Raw genomic sequence first — 17,785 nt, 5'->3', positions numbered from 1 at the left:
GTCGATCAACCAACTACCGGAGACCTCGCCACATTCAAAACCCGCCCCCGCCAACCAGTCTCACACCTGCGGCATTACTTCGAGACACGCTCTAGCTGGTAATCCCCCTCGCACCGTAATTGAACTCGGCGTCAAGTTCAATAACTGTCAAAAGGGAAATCTGCGACAACCGCATCGGCAAGGAAACCGTGTGATGCGACCAGAACAGCCGCTAACGGTCGCACCGGGACTGCGCCGGTATTTCCGGTGACAACGCGGTCCCCGGCCAGTTCACTCAGCTCGCGGCCCCGTCGATTTTCAACACGTTGGCCCACAGGCGGGTAGCCGTTCGAACGAGGTCGTCCAGCGAGGTTTCCTCTTCGAGGGCACGCCTCGAAGTAGGCACGGTTGCTCGCCTCGATGACCGCTACCGGAGCGGCCCAGACCCTGCCCAGCCGGGGAAACCGGCTGGGCAGGGTTGGCGTCACTTCGCCGGGGCCGGGGCCGGGGCCGGCATCGGCTGGTTGATCGTCGTGAAGTACTGGACTGCCGCCATGATCGCGACCGGAGCGGTGACGAGAATCTGGCCTGCCAACGTCCCCAGCGCGCCGAGGGCCATGATTCCGCCCACACATCCGATGGCGGCTGCCGGAATGAAGCCTCCGAACAAGCCGATAATCGCCGCGGAAGCGACGGTCGCCCCGGCGATCCCGCCCAGCACGCAACCGACAGCCGCGCCGCCGATGCCGCCGACGGCGGTACCGATCGTCGCGCCCATGAGGATCGTGGAGGACAGTCGCGCCCAAGCGGCTTGTTCCCGGTCGTACTGGGTCTTCCAGGGAGCCTGGTCTTCGTAGGGCAGCGCCACCGGCCTATAGGCGGCGTGCTCGAGGTCGAACTGCGGCGTCAAGGTAGCAGTGCGGTCGCGGATATCGGCGGCGATCGGGAAGACGAAATCATCGACCCGGAAAGACAATTCCGAACCCGCCACCACAGCACCGCCGGGGGCCTTGATCTTCAGCACCCCCTCTTCGACGGCAATCGAGCCGGCCGCGAGATCGATCACCGATGACCGCTCTCCGACCGATACCTTGTAACCGACCGCCGCGGTATCGGCCGGTGCCGCCGATACCGTTCCGGCGGTTATGCCGAGCGTCGAGACGAGCAGCGACGCTGCTGCAATCGTTTTCCTCATCTTTTTCCTTCTTCTTTGTGCCTCGAACCAGACGTTCGAGAGACTGCGAACACGCACGGGTGCGATTCGATTCGGTTCCGCCGACGAAACCGTCTTCGACCGCTCCCGCGCATCGCGCCCGACTCCATCCACATCAGATGGAATCGAGGAATTTCACCAGCGCCTCGTTGACTTCCGCTGGTCGCTCCTGCTGAATCCAATGGCCGGCGCCTGCGATCACAATGTTTTCGCGCAGATCCGCGAGGACCGATGTCATCGTTTCGGCCGGCATGAACATGCGAACCGCGTCTTTGGAACCGGTCAGGAAAAGCGAGGGCTGCGTGATGACGTGACCGTCGAGCGGGGCCGTGAGCTCCCAATTCCGGTCCATGTTCCGGTAGTAGTTCAGTCCTCCGCTGAAGCCCGTGTGCTCGAACGCCTCAACGAATACCCGCAGCTCGTCCTCCGACAACCACGGGGGACGCGGTAGTTCTCCGCTCGGCCGCCGTGCCAGAGCCTGCGGCGAGGGTGTGTCGTTATTGAGGAGTGTCCATCGAACGTCCTGCGCGAGCATGGCATCCGCGACTCCCGGCTCCTGGAACCAGCACATGTAGAACGAATCTCCCAGCCGGGAACGCAGAATCCCCAGCGGTGGAACCGGCGCGCGCGGCGCCGGTGGAACGCTCAGTCCAGCCACCGCCCGCACCCGGCCGGGATAGGCCAGTGCCATCTGCCAGACCACGGCGGCACCCCAGTCGTGTCCGATGAACACGGCATCCTCCACGCCGAGGGCGTTCAACAGTCCTACCAGGTCGGCACAGATCGTCAATACGTCGTAGTCCTCGATCTCGGACGGCCGCGAGCTACCTCCGTAGCCGCGCATATCCGGGGCGATCACGCGATACCCGGCCTCGGCGAGGGCGAAAACCTGATGACGCCACGAGAATGCGAGTTCGGGAAATCCGTGGCAGAGGACAACCACCGGTCCCTCGCCATGATCGACGACCCGCAGTTCGATCCCGTTCGTGGCGATCCGCCGAGATCCGAGCGCCTGCCACGCCGCAACATCGACCGTCATCCGCACCTCCTCCTGCTCGAGCCTCGGCGCCCCGGTCACCGGCCGTCCCGGTACCGGGCGATCAGCTCGGCCGGGAAACCCAGATCGGCCTGCGCAACCGCCTTCGTCAGCGGCATGCCCAACTCGCCCAGTCGCGAACACCCCTCCGGTCCGATTGCTTCGTACGCGTACACGGCGAGTTGGTCAGTCCGGTCCTCGATGGATTGCCGGCGCCGCCGCCCTTCCTCGCTGAGGGCGAGTCCGGGCCCATCCAGAAGCCACCCGCGAGCACGCAACCGCTCGATGCCTGCGGCCCACTCCTCTTCGCTCCAGTACCGGCTGACGCGGAGGACTTCCGCGCTGATGGCCCCCGTCGCGGCATGCGTGATCAGCGCCTCCATCCCATCGAGGCCTTCGGTGAACAGCAGCGCGACGTGTCCGTCGCCTCGGAATTCGCGCAGCAGAGTCTGCGCGTGCCACAGCACCAGGTGCGGAGCGTCCGGCCACGGCAGCTGCGCGTGTCCGGCGAACAGCGGACGTCCCTGAGGCCGATCGCAGGCGCGTTCGGCGGCACGGCGTGCGAGATCGGCCGCCTCCCGAACCGTTGGACCGTCGACGTCGTCGCCCCATGCTTGGCGCAGCGAGCGGTCGACGGCCTCGTACCGCGCCTCCAGGACGTGCCCGGGCGTGGCGGTGTGCCAGGCCGCGGGCAGCGCGGAGCGCACCGCCACCGGATTGAAGTTGAAGAATGTCGCGACGGCGACTTCCGCGGGTACCGGGCCCATCGCTGCCGAGCGGGGCGCGAAATATGTCGGGGCCCGCCCCTGCAAGCCGATTTCGGCATAGCACTCCTGCCCGTGCGGGCTGAAGTAGATCATCCCGTGAATCAGTTCGAGAGCACGGAAGGTGAGCCGGGCGGTCTCCGGCGAAACAGTGGACATCGTCATTCTTTCGAATTCGACTGGCAGAAAGGTCACGGAACTCATCGCAGCTCGCCGACCGGGCCGGCGCCCTCGCTTGCGGCGGGTGCGACACCGACCTCGCGAAGCGGCCTGCCCGCGACCAGAAGCCTGCGAGACAGATCGTTCACAGTCAGGAGTGGGGCCATGCAGTTCCCTCGATCGTCGTGTTTCGGATCTAGGCTTCGACCCTCCCTCCGGCGGGCCGAACATTGAAGCTGAACTCAACATCAAGTTGTGACCTACGTCAAGTCTTGATCCGAAATCAACGTCATCTGCGGTCCTGCCGGAACGGCGGAACTCCCGGAGGCGCCGGTGTCGGCTGTCGCTCGACCCGCAGGGCTCCCGGTGGCTTCGACGACCTTGTCGGGGGCGACCCCGGCCGGTGGACCGGGAGCTATATTGTCGAAGACGACGGTTCGCCCTTCACCGAAAGTTCGAGTACCACCGTCTGGCACACCGGCCTGCGACCGGTCACACGACACACGAAATCACACAGGAAATGACCGGAAAAAGCGGGAAATGATGAGCACCAGTCAGCGCGGAGGTCGCCTGAAAGGTGCTTTGTGCGGCTCGGACGGGCCTGGCTCACAGCGGGGAGATGCGCAGCGCGTTGACCCATAACCGGGTTCCGATGCGCGTCAGTTCGTCCAGGTCGACCCTCAGATCCTCCGATGCGTCTTCACCGGTCACGAAGTAGTCGAACGCGAGCCGACTGATCATCCCGGACAGTGCGCGCGAGGCCAACAGCGGATCGACCTCCGTGTCCGCGAGTCCCCGCGCCTGCAGGGACTCGATGCTGCGGGCGTTTCGCCGAACGAACGCCTCCGCGCGCCGCTGACGCAGTTTGCGGAACTCCGGGTCGATGCTGGCTACCTGTTCGAGCAACGCCATCAGCTTGGCATTGCGCTTGTACGCCTCGAAGTACGCCCGGTTGCTCGCCTCGATGATCCCAGCCGGGTCGGCGTCGGGGTCCAGATGCGGCATTCCTGGATGCATCATGTCTTCCTGCGCCAACTCGAGGACAGCCGCGAAGATCTCCTCCTTGCTGGAGAAGTACGTATAGAAGGTGCCGGACGAGCATTTGGCCTCTGTGGTGATGTCGACCAGCCGGGTGTCGAGGTAGCCCGAACGCTCGAACACCGTACGGGCAGCTGCGATCAAGGCCGAGCGCGTCCGCAATCCCCGACCGGTAGCCGGAAGCTCGCGCAGCAGCGCGGAGTTCGCCATGGACGGCGGCGGGCCCTCGGGTTCTTCCCCGGCGGTCGATCGTGACATGGGAACAGTTATAGCAACGCAACCATCGGAGCTCGCCAGATCATGCCGCGGCGAACCGCAGGCGACGTCGACCATTGCGGCGGAGCCACGGTTCAGGGCGAAGCCGATCGCGACGATCCGGCCTTCGAAGGCGATGCACTTGGTCGACCCGCTGTAGGCGTCGCCGCCGACCGGGTCGGAAACGACATCCGCGCCGTGGCCGCCGGTGAACTCCTTGACTGCTTGCACGAAGTCTGCGCTCGGTTTATCAGCGCGTACTCCGCGAATGCGCCGCTCGGCAGTGCGGTGGTGCCGACGACCCGATCACCGACCACGGCGCGTCCGACACCGGCTCCGACCGCGACGACCTCGCCGCAGAGCTCGACACCCGGAGTGAACGGCAGTGGCGGCTTGACCTGGTACTGGCCGCGACCGAGCAGCACGTCCGGGAAGTTGGCCGGAACAGCCATCACCTTCACCCTGCCTGTCCGTCACCGGCGGTCGGCTGGGCGACGTCCTCGAGCTTCAGGACGTCCCGCGGCTCGCCGAGTTCGTTGACGCGTCATGCCTTCATAGAAGTTTCTCCTGACAAGTGCCGATGGTCGGGGATTCAGATCCCCGCGGCGTCGGCGATGGCGATGGCCTTGTGGACCAGAGCATCGATGCGCTCGACGGTCGGGGTGCCGGCTGCGGCCTTGTTCGCGGGAGTGTCCATCGCCCGGCGCATGACACCTTCGGCGATGATCGCCACCTTCCACAGACCGAGCGCGTGCCAGAACTTCAGCGCCTGCGGGTCCCGGCCGGTCTCGTCGAGGTACATCCGGGCGAGTTCGTCCCGGTTCGGGAATCCCGCGAGTGTGGAGACCGGGAAGTCTCCCCCCGTGTCCTCCCCCGGCTCGGGCCAGTAGGCGAGCATGGAACCCATGTCGGCCAACGGATCTCCGAGCGTGGACAGTTCCCAGTCCAGCACGCCGACGACCTCGCCGCTCGTGTGGGCGACGATCACGTTGCGCAGGTGGAAGTCGCCGTGCACGAGCGCGAGTTCGGTCTGCTGGGGCACCGCGGCCATCAGCCTGCGGGTCAGATCGTCGAGTTCGGGCAATTCCCGGGTCTTGGACTTCTCCCACTGGCCGGACCACCGCGCGAGTTGGCGTCGCGCGTACGGCTTGTGGCTCGCCAAATCGGACAGTCCGGTCTGCTCCAGGTCGACGGCGTGGATTTGCGCGAGGGCGCGCGGCAGGGACTCCGCGATCTCGCGACGCCGTCGCTGAGGAAGTGACTCCGCGATCTCCATCGTGTCGACGACCTGGCCGTCGATGAAGTTCATCAGCACCAACGGCACGTCGGAGATCGCGGAATTCTCCGCGACACCGAGGATCCGCGGTGCAGGGACGCAAGTGCCCGCGAGCGCGGACATGATCCGCGCCTCCCGCGCGACGTCGTGTGCCGAGGCCAACAGGTGCCCCAATGGGGGCCGGCGCAGCACCCAGCGCCGACCGTCGTCGTCCCGCACGAGGTAAGTGAGATTGGACTGACCGAGACCGATCCGGTGGAAGCCCAGCCAGCCGGCGAACTCGATCCCGAGGTCGCCGAACCAGCGGGTGACCGCCGTCGGATCGATGCCGATCTCATCTCGCGCCGAGGTCTCAGGCACCGAGCGTCGCTCCGTTCCGGTAAGGCGCCACATCGCCGAGCCGCTGGCCGCCGATGCCGCGCGAAGCGCCGGTGACGATCGCGGTTCTGCCGCTCAGATCCAGAAAAGACGCTCTGGCACGCGACGGCATGGGAGTCATGCTCAGATACCGTCCGGTCGCAGGTCGCGGTACTGGCGCAGTTCGCGGCGGGCGATAGCGCGCTTGTGCACTTCGTCCGGGCCGTCGGCCAGGCGCAGGGTCCGCAGGTGTGCGTACGACATGGCGAGCGGGAAGTCGTCGGTGATGCCCGCGCCACCGTGCACTTGGATGGCCCGGTCCACGATCTTCAGCGCGATGGCCGGGGCGGCGACCTTGATCGCGGCGATCTCGGTCTGTGCTTCCTTGTTACCGACGGTGTCCATCAGATATGCGGCCTTGAGGGTGAGTAGCCGGATCATCTCGATGTCGATGCGCGCTTCGGCGATCCAGTCCTGGATGTTGGCGTTGTCGGCGATCGGCTTGCCGAACGTGACGCGCGACTGGGCGCGCTTGCACATCAGTTCCAGCGCGCGCTCGGCCGCGCCGATGGCACGCATGCAGTGGTGGATGCGACCGGGGCCCAGCCGGGCCTGGCTGATCGCGAAGCCCTCTCCCTCGCCTTTGAGGAGGTCCTCGACCGGAACCCGTACGTCCTTGAAGTCGATCTCGGCGTGACCTTCTCGGTCGGCGTAACCGAAGACCGGCAGATTGCGCATCACGGTCACACCGGGTGCGTCGATCGGTACCACCATCATCGACTGCTGCCGGTGCGTCGGGGCGGCCGGATCGGTCTTGCCCATGACGATCATGACCTTGCAGTTCTTGTGGAGGGCGTTGGAGGCGAACCACTTCCGGCCGTTGAGGACGTATTCGTCACCGTCCTTGACCATAGACAGTTCGACATTGGTGGCATCGGAGCTGGCCACACCCGGCTCCGTCATCGCGAACGCGGACGCCATAGTGCCGTCGAGCAGGGGTTTCAGATACTTCTCTTTGTGCTTCTCGGTGCCGAAGAGCTCGAGGACCTCCATGTTGCCGGTGTCGGGGGCGTTGCAGTTGCACGCCTCGGGCGCGATGTGGCTGCGGCCCATGATCTCCGCCAGCGGCGCGTACTCGAGGTTGGTCAGTCCGGCACCGGTGGCAGGATGTGGATGGAAGAGGTTCCACAGGCCCCGCCTTCTCGCCTCGGCCTTGAGTTCCTCGAGTATCGGCGGATGGAAATGTGGATCGCCGGCCGCGCGCATCTGCTCCTCGTACACGGTCTCGGCCGGGTATACGTGTGCATCCATGAAATCCAGCAGTTCGTTCTGCAACTGCTGGGCGCGTTCGGAGATGTCGAACAGGGACATGAGAACTCCTGACGGGTCCGGAGGGAATCGGGGGTGCGGCGCTCGTTGTGGCCGACGTCAGCCTCGACGAGGTCGATGCCGCGGGAGGACCTCAGTCCTGCGCCAGCACCTTCGTCTGGTAGCGCCGCATGCCGCGCAGCCATCGGTCGTAGTCGGCGGCCTTGTGCCGGTACATGTCCAGCACCTGCGGGTGCGGCAGGATCAGGAAACGCTCTTCGTCGATCGCGGCGATCACGTCGGCCGCGACCTGGGCCGGTTCGAGCACCTCACCGGCGCTGGTGACGGCGCGGGTTGCCGCGGCGCCGAGGACTTCCCCGGACTCCCCACCGAACAGCAGCTTCGTATTGACGCCCTGTGGGCACAGGCAGCTGACCCGCACCCCTTGGTCTCCGTAGGTGACGCTGAGCCACTCGGCGAAACCGACCGCGGCGTGCTTGGTGACCGCGTAGGTGGCCGACCCGATCTGGGTGAGCAGCCCCGCCGCGGAGGCGGTGCTGACGAAGTAGCCCGCACCCCGCTCCACCCATGCCGGGACCAGCAACTGCGCGGCCCGGATGTGGGCGCGCAGGTTCACGTCGATCGCCAGGCTCCAGGCGGCTTCGTCGGCCTCGAGCCCAGGCGCACCGACGATTCCGGCGTTGGCGAAGTACATGTCGACGGGACCGAAGTGCTTGTCAGCCAACGCGATGAGTTGGCGAATCGCCTCGGTGTCCGATACGTCCGCGCCGGCGGACACCGCGGTACCGGGATGGTCGGCGTTGATCCGGTCGGCGACGGCCTGAGCGGTAGATGCGTGCAGGTCTGCGACGACTACGCGGGTACCCGCACCGACGAGAGCCCGCGCGATAGCGCCGCCGATGCCTCCGCCGCCACCGGTGACAATGGCGACCTTGCCTGCAACCTGCACTACCGAACCTGCTTTCGTGTCGATGGGGGCGCGCCGCCACATCCGAACGGACGGCTCCTACTACCAGCTGGACCCGATGCGGCCCCTGACATCTGTATAGTTGAAGTCGACGTCAGTTTCAAGCACTGCCACGCGCCGAGAATCGGCTCCAGTGCCGCCTCATCGCGAGCCGGACATGACCACACCTCTTGGTCACGCCACCCACCCCCGCTCCCTGCGAACGCGCAGGGTGGCGCGAAGCAACCAAGGTGCGCTTCGATAGATGTCGAAGGAATCAGCAGACGGGTCACGAAAGAGGTGACTTCATGCTGTTTCATACCTGTCTCGCGGTAGCTGGTGGAAGGTTCCCGGCATCCGCCTCGACCGTTCCGACACAAGTCGCGCGACGTCCTCGCGCTCGTGGCTGACGTCGTACAAGTTGGCGAACTTCGCCGTCTGGGCAGCAACAAGCTCGGCGAGATGCTGCTACTTCCAGTTGTGTTTGCACTCAGGGCATCAGGGTTGAGAGCACCACTTCCAGTGCCTTGCGCATATCGTCGGCCTCGATGCGCATCAAGGTTTCTTCGTCGAGCGCGCGGTGGTCGAGGCTGTCGTCCATGGCTAGGCGGTATTCGCGCTCTTCCTCTGCACTTTCGATGACATTTCGGATGAATCGACCGTTGCCGGCGAGGTCGACGCCGCGGCGGGGCAGGCCGCTCTGGTCGGTGCCTTCGGTGGCGTAGAGCGTCGCGCACGACTCGCGCAACAGTTCGACCGCATCGTCGGATACGGCAGAATCGCGTCTGGCGGCGATGAATTGGGCTATCTCGCAGAGTTCGCCGGGCGAGTAGGAGTCGAACTTCACGCGCTTGGCGAAGCGGGAGGACAGGCCGTCGTTGCTGGCCAGGAAGCGGTCGATCTCGCCGTCGTAGCCTGCGATGATGACGACCAGGCGGTCGCGATCGTTCTCCATCCGCGCCAGCAGGGTGTCGACGGCCTCGCGCCCGAAGGCGTCACCACCGGAAAGGCCCGCCTGGATCAGGGTGTAGGCCTCGTCGACGAACAGCACGCCGTCCATGGCCGAATCGATCAGCTGGTTGGATTTGATCGCGGTCGAACCCAGGTGCTGGCCGACGAAGTCGGATCGTTTGGCCTCCACGACCTTGTCGGTCTTCAGCAACCCGAGCCCGCAGTAGATCTTGGCCACCACCCTGGCGATGGTGGTCTTGCCGGTGCCAGGCGGGCCGGTGAAGGCGAGATGCTGGCCGCGGGGCATGCTGTTGAGGCCCTTCTCGGCCCTGATCTTGGCCATCATCGCCGAGGACTGCAGCTTGGCGACCTGCACCTTGACGGCACCCAGGCCGATCTGCGCCGCCAGTTCCGCGCGGGCGGCGGCCAGGATCAGCTCGGCCCTGTGATGCTGTTCCTCCTCGGCCGCCTCCGCCAGCGACGGCGCGGACGCCGGATCCCAACGGTCGGTGCGTGATTCGATCTGTTCCTTGGTGGTCACCATGATCCGGAACTTGGGATCGCGCATCGCGGTGGCGTTGGCGGCGAACCCGGGGACCTGCGTGTAGACGGTCTCGAACAACGCCCGCGCCTCGTCCTCGTGACCTTGTTCGCGCAACGCCAGCCCACGGCAGTACATGGCCGCGGTCCGGGCCGCCGGAATCGGGCCGCGCTCGGCCAGTTCGAGCCTGCGGGTCGCCTCGCCGAAGAGGCCGAGGTGGGCGCAGGCGGTGCCGACCATGACGTGCGCGCCGGCCGCCATGTATTGGTCCTGCCAGTCGGCCGACCCGGCCAGCACGCCCATCACCTCTTGCCACAGTTGACCGGTGAAATAGAGCACGCCGCGCGCATAGGCGCAGACCTTGTCGTCGACGGCACGGTCGGGATCCTCGGTCAGCTGCCTGCGACGCTCGTCGAGTTCGTCGAGAACGCGTTCGGCCGCATCGAAATCCCGGTCCTCGACGAGATGCATCGCCTGGGCGAGCCAGATCTCGGTGAGGCTGGCGATCGGATAGTCGATGTACTGGCCGATCTGGAACCGACCGGCCAGTTGCCGCGGCGGGAGACCGAGACGGCGCTGCTCACGCAGATGCGAAGTAGTCGAGGTGCGGTGTAACTGGCGTAGCACTTCCTGGGTGGCGTCCCCGGCCGCGACGCGCCCGAGCCAGGCGTCGCACATGTCGGGATCGAGCTCGGTCGCCCGGCGGAAGGCGACTTTGGCGTACTCGAGATTCTTCGCGGCTTGCTGGCCGTCGACCATCAGACCGAGCGAGAGGACGCCCGCATCGAAGACCTGTTGCGCTTGCCGAATCGCTGACATGCCCGGAAATTAGCGCGGACTCGGCTGTCCAGCCCAGCGAACCCGGACGGCGAGCACCGGCCATTCACGGACAGTTCACCCCGCCGCGCGCGCTCGACGCGATAACCGCATGTCGTTGCCACACCGCGGGTTACGACAAAGCGAACTCCGCGTCGGGCCACCGCCGCGCGGCACCGTGATTGCTACCTTCCTGATCGTCGTAACCAGGGAATTCGGGAGTCATCACGTGATCGAGTCAACGGCGATCGAGCCGCAGCTGTGCAGAGTCTCGGTGATCGGCGGGAATACTCAGGTCGATGTCGCGCTGCCCGCCACGATCCCGATCGCCAATTTCATTCCAGATGTGGTGACGCTCATCGCCTCTCGCAATCCGGACCTGTCCGAACACGAGGAGGACGGGCCGCTGGTCGCCCGGCACTGGACGCTGTCCCGGCTGGGCCACACCGCGATCGACCCGGTCCGGACGCTCACCGAGGCCGAGGTCTTCGACGGCGACCTGCTGGTGCTGGCCGCAGTGGATTCGGTCGACTCCCCCGCGCTCTTCGATGACGTAATCGACGCCGTGGCCCGGCTGACCGACAACTCGTTTCGCGGCTGGACCGCCGAGTCCGCGGGCCTGGCCGGGCTCGGCGGCGCGATCGCCGCGGTCGCGAGCGCCTGCCTCCTGTTGCTGTACGCGGCGGGACACGGGGCCGGCGGATGGGCCGGGGCGGCGGGCAGCGGGTTCGGGCTCCTAGTCCTGGTCGGAGCCGGGCTCGTCGCCCGGTGGTATGCCGCGACACTGGCCGCCACGGTCCTGGCGCTGTGCGGGTTGCTGCTGATGGGCGCCGGGGCCGCGGCGCTCGTGCCCGGTCTGCCGGGCGCACCGCACCTGCTGCTGAGTTGCGCCGTCACGATACTGCTCGCGACGATCGCGATGCGGGTGATCGCGGTGCGCCCAACCATGTTCACCGCCGTCATCACGATCGCGGCGTTCGGCCTCGGCGCCGCGGGTACGACCACGGTATGGCAGGTGGCACCGTCCAAAACCGCGGCCGGAGTCATCTTTTTCGCACTGCTCGGCATCACGCTGACGCCGCGGATCGCGGTCGCGGCAGCGCGGCTGCCGGTGCCGCCGGTGCCGACCGCGGGCGGAGTGATCGATCCGCGCGACCATGAGCCCCGACCGACCATCGAGGGCATCGGCGCGATCGGCGCGACCTCGATTCCCTCGGCGGCCGGGCTGGGCGAACGGGCCCGCCGGGCCAACGACTATCAGTCCGGGATGATCGCCGGGATCGTGACGGTGACGGTGATCGCGACGATCATGGTGGTCGCGACGGCCCGGGACCACCTCTGGCAGACCGCGTTGCTGGCGGTGGCGGTCGGCATCGTGCTGGCCCGGCGCGGGCGTGCCTTCTCCGACCTCACCCAGGCCGCGCTGCTGGTGCTCGGCGGCTGCTCGGCGCTGATCCCGCCGATGGTGCTGCTCGGCACCCAACTCACCGATGCCGCGTTGCCCGCTGCGGGCGCGCTGCTCGTCGTCGCGGCACTCGCGCTGCTGATCGGGGTGGCCGGGCCGAAGCTCGAGATCTCGCCGGTCGTGCAGCGGGCCGGCGAGCTGCTGGAGTACCTCATGATCTGCCTGATCGGGCCACTGGTGTTCTGGATCATCGACGTCTATGCCCTGGCCCGCAATGCGTGACCACGCACGATCGGCACCGGCCGCGCTCGCCGTCGCGGCACTTACGATCACGGCGGCGTTGCTGCCCACCGGTCCAGCCAGGGCCGTCGCTCCGCCCGGGGTCGATCCGGGCCTGCTGATCACCGGCGCCCCGGTGGCCCCGCCGGAACCCTCGCAACAGCGACTGCTGTGCTCGGAACCCAACTGGACGGGACCACCTCCGGCTGGGGTGCCCGCCGCCCAAAAGGCGCTCGGGCTCGCCGCCGCCTGGGAATTCGGTCGCGGCGCGGGACAGGTTGTCGCGGTGATCGACACCGGAGTCACTCGCCATCCGCGGTTGACGGTCGACGCGGGCGGGGACTACGTCTCCGATTCCGACGGCACGACCGACTGCGACGGGCACGGCACCCTGGTCGCCGGGATCATCGCCGCACACCCGTCCCCGGACGGTGGCGATGGTTTCGCCGGTGTCGCGCCGGGAGCCACGGTGCTCGCGATCCGGCAGACCAGCCTGGCCTATCAAGCCAAGAACAGCTACGGCAATGACCGGCCCGATGGCATGTCGGCCGGTGGGTACGGCACCGTCGCCACCCTGGCGCATGCCGTGGTCCGCGCGGTGGATCTGCACGCAACGGTCGTCAACATCTCCGAAGTGTCCTGCCGGCCCGCCGGTGCCGGCCCGGTGGACGGGATGCTCGGCGCCGCATTGAAATACGCTTACGACCGCGATGTCCTCGTGGTAGCGGCGGCGGGAAACCTGCAATCGCAGGGCGCGTGCAAGCAGCAGAACGGCGCCGGCTGGGATTCGGTCAGAACGATCGCGACGCCCGCGTGGTTCTCGCCCTATGTCCTTTCGGTGGCCTCGGTCGAGCCGGACGGCTCGCCGTCGCCGTTCACGCTGTACGGGCCGTGGGTCTCGGTGGCCGCCCCCGGCAGCAACCTGATTTCACTCGACAGCAAACCTGGTGGCACCGGCCTGGTCAACGGCACCCCACAAGCCGACGGTCAGGTATCGCCGGTGGCGGGAACCAGCTTTTCCAGCGCCTACGTCGCAGGCCTGGCGGCCCTTGTGCGCGCACGCTTTCCGCAGCTGTCCGCCAAAGAGGTGATGGATCGCATCATCGGCACGGCGCATGCCCCCGGCGACGGCCACGACGCCCGGATCGGCGCGGGCATGGTCGATCCGGTAGCCGCGCTCACCGCCGTACTGCCGAATCCGCCGCTCCATGATCCGGCGGCCGGCGAACAGATCGCGGGCCCGGCCCCGATCGCACCGGTGAACCCGTGGCCGCGGCGCATCGGCGTGACGGGCGCCGCGATCTGCCTGACCCTGCTCGCCATCTTCTCGACGCTGTCGATCCCCTTCCGCCGCAAGCAGCGCATGCCGCTCGTTCTGCCCGGCGACGACTGAACGGAACAGCCATGAGTACACAAGGTTTCATTCGGCTGGCCCGGATCGCCCCGCCGCGGCCGCCCGGCGGCGACGTGGTGCTCAACGCACCGCCGGAGATCACCGCGCCGGTGCCCGGCCCGCTGTGGCAGCGCCTGCTTCCGCTGGTCATGGTGGTCGCCATGGTCGGCATGATGGCGCTGATGTTCACCATGAGCGGCCGGTCGATGCTGACCAACCCCATGGCCATGATGTTTCCGATGATGATGCTGATGTCGATGGTCGGCATGTTCGCCGGTCGCACCGGTGGCGGTGGCAAGAAGGCCGCCGAGCTCAATGAGGAACGCAAGGACTATTTCCGCTACCTCGATCAATTGCGCCGTGACGTCCGCGGCACCGGCGCTGCGCAGCGGGCGGCGTTGATCTGGAGCCACCCCCACCCGGTCGACCTACACGCCCTGATCGGCACACGGCGGATGTGGGAACGCCGGCCCGGCGATTCCGATTTCGGGCATGTCCGGATCGGCGTCGGCAGCCATCGCATCGCCACCAAGCTGGCCAGGCCCGAGACCGGCCCGCTGGAAGACCTGGAACCGGTGGCGACGGTGGCGCTGCGCCGGTTCGTGCGCACTCACTCGGTCGTGCACGGCCTGCCGACCGCCATCTCGCTGCGCGCGTTCCCCGCGGTCAACATCGAAGGCCCGCGGGAGCACGGGCGCGCGCTGCTCCGGTCGATGCTGATGGAGCTGGCGACTTTTCACGGTCCGGACTTCATGATCTTCGCCATCGTCACCGCCGACCCCGATGCGGACGCCTGGCGTTGGACGAAATGGCTTCCACACCTGCAACATCCGCGAGACCGCGACGGGATCGGTGCGGCGCGCATGCTTTACGAGTCGCTATCGGAGCTGGAGACCGCGTTGAGCGAGGACCTGCTCGAGCGCGGCCGGTTCCTGCGCAACGCACCGCCGACCGCGGGCCGGCTCCACGTGGTCGTCGTCATCGACGACGGCTATGTCAGCGGTTCCGAGCGCACGATCAGCGACGCGGGCCTCGACTCGGTCACCGTCTTGGACCTGACCGCGCCACCAGCCGGGCTCGCGGTCCGGCGCGGCCTGCAATTGGTCGTCGACGAGGACGTGATCGGCGCGCGCACCGGCGGGTCGGTGGAGAATTTCGCGGGTCCCGATCGGCTGAGCCCCGAGGTGGCCGCCACCTTCGCGCGCGCCATGGCTCGGTTCCGGATCGCCACCACCGCCCAGATCGTCAATCTCGGCGACGACGTCTCCGGCGATCCCGGTCTGATGTCGCTGCTGTCGATTCCCGACGCCGCGACGATCGACGCCGAGTCCGTGTGGCGGCCTCGATCCGCGCGCGAACGCCTCCGTGTTCCGATCGGCGTCACTCCCGACGGCACGCCCGTCGAGATCGACATCAAGGAATCCGCGGAGAGCGGCATGGGCCCGCACGGACTGTGTATCGGTGCCACAGGTTCGGGCAAGTCGGAATTCCTGCGCACGCTGGTGTTGTCGATGGTGACCACCCATTCGCCGGATCTGCTCAACCTCGTCCTGGTCGACTTCAAGGGCGGTGCGACCTTCCTCGGCCTCGACCCTCTCCCCCATGTTTCCGCGGTGATCACCAATCTCGAGGAAGAACTCTCGATGGTCGACCGCATGCGTGACGCTCTCGCCGGTGAATTGACCCGCCGTCAGGAACTGCTCCGAGCGACCGGGAACTTCGCCAACGTCACCGAATACGAGAAGGCGCGCACCAACGGAGCCCAGCTCGATCCGCTGCCCGCCCTGTTCATCATCGTCGACGAGTTCTCCGAATTGCTGTCGCAGAAACCGGATTTCGCGGAACTGTTCGTAATGATCGGCCGGCTCGGGCGATCGCTGCGGGTGCATCTCCTGCTGGCATCGCAGCGCCTCGAGGAGAACCGGCTGCGTGGTCTGGACTCGCACCTGTCCTACCGAATCGGCCTGCGCACCTTCTCCGCCGGCGAGTCCCGCCAGGTGCTCGGCATCACCGACGCCTATCACCTGCCCGGTCAACCCGGCGCCGGATATCTCAAGAGCGACTCCTCGGACCCGCTGCGGTTCAACGCGACCTACGTGTCGGGCACCTATGTGCCGCCCGCCGGTGACCGTGCCGTCGCCGAGGCGACCGGCACAGCGGGCGCGGTCGACCTCTTCACCGCCGCGGCCGTCGCGGTCCGCGCGGCGCAGCCGGTCCCGGTGGAACTGCCGGACCTGAGCGAACTGCTCGGCGAGACCGCGACCGAAGCCCCCGCCCCCACGCACGAGCAGTCACTGCTGCAGGTGGTGGTCGAGCGGTTGACCGGGCACGGCAGACCCGCGCACGAAGTCTGGCTGCCGCCGCTCGACATCTCGCCCACCGTGGATATGCTGCTGCCCGAACAGGATTGGCGTTCGGAGAGCAACCGCAACGGCAATCTGTGGTTGCCGATCGGCATCGTCGACAAGCCCTACGAACAGCGGCGCGATGTCCTCACGATCGATCTGGCCGGCGCCCAGGGCAATATCGCGGTGGTCGGTGGGCCGCAGTCGGGCAAGTCGACCACCCTGCGCACCATCATCACGGCCGCGGCGGCGACCCACACCCCCGAGCAGGTGCAGTTCTACTGCCTCGATTTCGGTGGCGGCACCTTGTCCGCGCTCACCGGTCTCCCGCACGTCGGGTCGGCGGCAGGTCGCCTCGAAGGCGACCGCGTCCGGCGGACAGTGGCCGAGCTCAGCATGCTGTTGCGGCAGCGTGAACGCCGCTTTCTCGACCTCGGCATCGAGAACATGCGCGACTTCCGGAAACTGAAGGCACAGCTCGCCCAGCTGACCGAGGACGAACGCGCGGCGAACCCGCTCTCGGCCGACCTGTTCGGCGATGTCTTCCTCGTCATCGACGGCTGGGCGGCGTTCCGGGAGGATTTCGACATCGTCGAAGGCCAGGTGCTCGGTTTGGCCGCGCGCGGTCTGTCCTACGGCATCCACCTCGTGCTCGGCGCCAACCGGTGGGCCGAGATCCGGCCGGTGGTGAAGGACCAGATCGGCACCAGGATCGAACTGCGCCTCGGCGACCCGTCGGACTCGGAGATGGATCGCCGTGCGGCAGTGGGCGTTCCGATCAATCGCCCGGGCCGCGGCATGACTCCCGACAAACTGCACATGTTGATCGCGCTGCCCCGCCTCGACACCGACGTCGACCCGAGGACCCTCGCCGAGGGCGTCGCCGCGGCCAAGGAAGCCGTGGCGCGGGTCTATGGTGACCGCCACGCACCCCCCGTGCGCCAACTCCCGCTGGAACTGGACCGGGCACAGGTGCTGGAAACCGCACGAGCGCAGGGCCTGCGCCTGGACAACAAGCGGGTCCTGATCGGACTGAGCGAATCGGAACTGGCGCCGATGGTGCTCGACTTCCAGGAGCAACCGCACCTGCTGGTCTTCGCCGACGTCGGGTGCGGCAAGACCACACTGCTGCGCAATATCGCGCAGGGAATCGTGGAGAATTGCAGCCCGAACGATGCCCGGGTCATTATGGTCGACTACCGCCGCACCATGCTCGGCGCCATCGATGGCCCGCACCTGGCCGGATATTCGACTTCGGCGCAAACCTCGGTCCCGACCCTCAAAGAGGTCGCGGGATTTGTGTCCCAGCGGATGCCGGGCGCCGACATCACCCCCACGCAGCTTCGGGAACGCAGCTGGTGGACCGGCCCGGAGGTCTATGTGATCGTCGACGACTACGACATGGTGGCGTCGAACAATCCGCTGCTGCCGCTGATCGATCTGCTCCCGCAGGCCCGCGATATCGGCCTGCATGTGGTGATCGCGCGGCGAGCCGGTGGCGCGTCGCGTGCGCTCTACGACAATGTCCTGGGCCCGCTCAAGGACATGTCGGTCGACGGCATTCTGATGAGCACCCCCAAGGACGAGGGTGTGCTGCTCGGTGACGTGCGCCCGGCGCAGTATCCGCCGGGCCGGGGCATGCTGGTGTCACGCACGCGTGGGCGCGAGCTCGTCCAGATCTGTCAGCTGCCCGCCCTGTGATC

General features: G+C 67.1%; 12 protein-coding genes and 1 pseudogene. 3 read left to right on the top strand and 10 right to left on the bottom strand.

The window, feature by feature from the left end:
• Positions 1-463 precede the first annotated feature (463 nt).
• The 10 genes and pseudogenes from ACIA5H_RS35030 to eccA all read right to left on the bottom strand — a co-directional run bounded on the left by ACIA5H_RS35030 (position 464) and on the right by eccA (position 10,663).
• A complete protein-coding gene (locus ACIA5H_RS35030; protein ID WP_397080319.1) occupies positions 464-1,174 on the bottom strand; it encodes a hypothetical protein in 711 nt (236 codons plus the stop codon).
• Positions 1,175-1,307: 133 nt separating this feature from the next.
• On the bottom strand, positions 1,308-2,231 hold the full coding sequence (locus ACIA5H_RS35025; RefSeq protein ID WP_364433993.1) for an alpha/beta hydrolase: 924 nt from the start codon (positions 2,229-2,231) through the stop codon (positions 1,308-1,310).
• Positions 2,232-2,266: 35 nt separating this feature from the next.
• Complete coding sequence (locus ACIA5H_RS35020; protein WP_397080316.1) at positions 2,267-3,151, bottom strand: hypothetical protein; 885 nt, start codon at positions 3,149-3,151, stop codon at positions 2,267-2,269.
• A 606-nt stretch (positions 3,152-3,757) separates the two neighbouring features.
• On the bottom strand, positions 3,758-4,447 hold the full coding sequence (locus ACIA5H_RS35015; protein WP_397080321.1) for a TetR/AcrR family transcriptional regulator: 690 nt from the start codon (positions 4,445-4,447) through the stop codon (positions 3,758-3,760).
• A gap of 96 nt (positions 4,448-4,543) precedes the next feature.
• Positions 4,544-4,955, bottom strand: a pseudogene (locus ACIA5H_RS35010) (alcohol dehydrogenase catalytic domain-containing protein); the annotation flags it as partial.
• Between the two features lie 81 nt (positions 4,956-5,036).
• Complete coding sequence (locus ACIA5H_RS35005; protein ID WP_397080314.1) at positions 5,037-6,113, bottom strand: phosphotransferase family protein; 1,077 nt, start codon at positions 6,111-6,113, stop codon at positions 5,037-5,039.
• A complete protein-coding gene (locus ACIA5H_RS35000) occupies positions 6,073-6,210 on the bottom strand; it encodes a hypothetical protein (protein WP_379253667.1) in 138 nt (45 codons plus the stop codon). Before ACIA5H_RS35000 ends, ACIA5H_RS35005 begins: the two co-directional genes overlap by 41 nt.
• An 11-nt stretch (positions 6,211-6,221) precedes the next feature.
• Entirely contained in the window at positions 6,222-7,448 is a 1,227-nt protein-coding gene (locus ACIA5H_RS34995; RefSeq protein WP_397080312.1) for an acyl-CoA dehydrogenase family protein, read from the bottom strand.
• 91 nt (positions 7,449-7,539) lie between these two features.
• The gene (locus ACIA5H_RS34990; protein WP_364433901.1) at positions 7,540-8,355 is read right to left on the bottom strand and encodes an SDR family oxidoreductase; all 816 of its coding nucleotides are present in this window, start codon (positions 8,353-8,355) and stop codon (positions 7,540-7,542) included.
• A gap of 487 nt (positions 8,356-8,842) precedes the next feature.
• Complete coding sequence (gene eccA, locus ACIA5H_RS34985) at positions 8,843-10,663, bottom strand: type VII secretion AAA-ATPase EccA (RefSeq protein ID WP_356967624.1); 1,821 nt, start codon at positions 10,661-10,663, stop codon at positions 8,843-8,845.
• A 226-nt stretch (positions 10,664-10,889) separates the two neighbouring features.
• Between eccA and eccD the strand changes: the two genes are divergently transcribed.
• Genes eccD through eccCa form a run of 3 tightly spaced genes read left to right on the top strand, consistent with a single transcriptional unit; the run spans position 10,890 to position 17,783 of the window.
• Positions 10,890-12,347: a type VII secretion integral membrane protein EccD gene (eccD, locus tag ACIA5H_RS34980; protein ID WP_397080308.1), complete on the top strand. Its 1,458-nt coding sequence runs from the start codon at positions 10,890-10,892 to the stop codon at positions 12,345-12,347.
• On the top strand, positions 12,325-13,737 hold the full coding sequence (gene mycP / locus ACIA5H_RS34975; protein ID WP_379253417.1) for a type VII secretion-associated serine protease mycosin: 1,413 nt from the start codon (positions 12,325-12,327) through the stop codon (positions 13,735-13,737). The genes eccD and mycP overlap by 23 nt, the downstream gene beginning before the upstream one ends.
• Positions 13,738-13,748: 11 nt before the next feature.
• Entirely contained in the window at positions 13,749-17,783 is a 4,035-nt protein-coding gene (eccCa, locus tag ACIA5H_RS34970; protein WP_397080305.1) for a type VII secretion protein EccCa, read from the top strand.
• Positions 17,784-17,785: the final 2 nt, after the last annotated feature.

It is taken from the genome of Nocardia sp. NPDC051900 (genome assembly GCF_044452545.1).
Taxonomy (GTDB): domain Bacteria; phylum Actinomycetota; class Actinomycetes; order Mycobacteriales; family Mycobacteriaceae; genus Nocardia; species Nocardia sichangensis.
Note: the sequence above shows the minus strand (reverse complement) of the source record. Positions and strands in the feature narration are given on the sequence as shown.

What these genes read in the sequence shown, in the direction of transcription:
- ACIA5H_RS35030 (WP_397080319.1), bottom strand. Translation starts at nt 1,174, where the DNA reads ATGAGGAAAACGATTGCAGCAGCGTCGCTGCTCGTCTCGACGCTCGGC.
- ACIA5H_RS35025 (WP_364433993.1), bottom strand. Translation starts at nt 2,231, where the DNA reads ATGACGGTCGATGTTGCGGCGTGGCAGGCGCTCGGATCTCGGCGGATC.
- eccCa (WP_397080305.1), top strand. Translation starts at nt 13,749, where the DNA reads ATGAGTACACAAGGTTTCATTCGGCTGGCCCGGATCGCCCCGCCGCGG.
- ACIA5H_RS35015 (WP_397080321.1), bottom strand. Translation starts at nt 4,447, where the DNA reads ATGTCACGATCGACCGCCGGGGAAGAACCCGAGGGCCCGCCGCCGTCC.
- ACIA5H_RS35005 (WP_397080314.1), bottom strand. Translation starts at nt 6,113, where the DNA reads ATGTGGCGCCTTACCGGAACGGAGCGACGCTCGGTGCCTGAGACCTCG.
- ACIA5H_RS35020 (WP_397080316.1), bottom strand. Translation starts at nt 3,151, where the DNA reads ATGTCCACTGTTTCGCCGGAGACCGCCCGGCTCACCTTCCGTGCTCTC.
- eccA (WP_356967624.1), bottom strand. Translation starts at nt 10,663, where the DNA reads ATGTCAGCGATTCGGCAAGCGCAACAGGTCTTCGATGCGGGCGTCCTC.
- ACIA5H_RS35000 (WP_379253667.1), bottom strand. Translation starts at nt 6,210, where the DNA reads ATGCCGTCGCGTGCCAGAGCGTCTTTTCTGGATCTGAGCGGCAGAACC.
- ACIA5H_RS34995 (WP_397080312.1), bottom strand. Translation starts at nt 7,448, where the DNA reads ATGTCCCTGTTCGACATCTCCGAACGCGCCCAGCAGTTGCAGAACGAA.
- mycP (WP_379253417.1), top strand. Translation starts at nt 12,325, where the DNA reads ATGCCCTGGCCCGCAATGCGTGACCACGCACGATCGGCACCGGCCGCG.